Source organism: Myxococcus sp. CA039A (assembly GCF_013336645.1).
In the GTDB taxonomy this organism is placed as follows: domain Bacteria; phylum Myxococcota; class Myxococcia; order Myxococcales; family Myxococcaceae; genus Myxococcus; species Myxococcus llanfairpwllgwyngyllgogerychwyrndrobwllllantysiliogogogochensis.
The window spans coordinates 1-449 of record NZ_JABUMQ010000773.1 but is presented as its reverse complement, the minus strand read 5'-3'; the positions used below and the strand labels follow the sequence as shown (position 1 = coordinate 449).

Below are 449 nucleotides of genomic sequence, written 5' to 3'. Positions count from 1 at the left end.
GTCGTACAGCGGGCGGCTGCGCTGGCTCAGCACCGCCATCGGCGTGTCGTCGCCCATCGAGCCGGTGGCTTCCTGCTCGGTCTCGGCCAGCGGCCGCAGCACCTGCTCCACTTCCTCGCTGCTGAGCTGGTACAGCTTGTGGTAGCTGCGCAGGGTGGCTTCGTCGAACGGCTCTTCCACCAGCGACGGGTCGATCAGTTCGGTCTGCAGGTAGGTCACGCCCTGCTGCAGCCACTGCTTGTAGGGCGCGCGGCCGCGGTTGATGCGGTCGACCGCATCGGAGTCGAGCAGGTCGCCGCGCTTGAGGTCGATCGCGATCATTTCGCCGGGGCCGAGCTTGCCCTTGCGCACCACCCGCTCGGTGGGCACTTCCCACACGCCCGCTTCAGAGGCAACCAGGAAGTGGCGGTCGGCGGTCAGCATCCAGCGTGCCGGGCGCAGGCCGTTGC

At 68.8% G+C, this 449-nt stretch carries 1 protein-coding gene; it reads right to left on the bottom strand.

Translation table 11 applies throughout. From position 1 onward, the window contains the following. Positions 1–449: glutamate synthase central domain-containing protein (locus tag HR086_RS47525; protein WP_217442266.1), on the bottom strand; the 449-nt coding region annotated here is incomplete at both ends.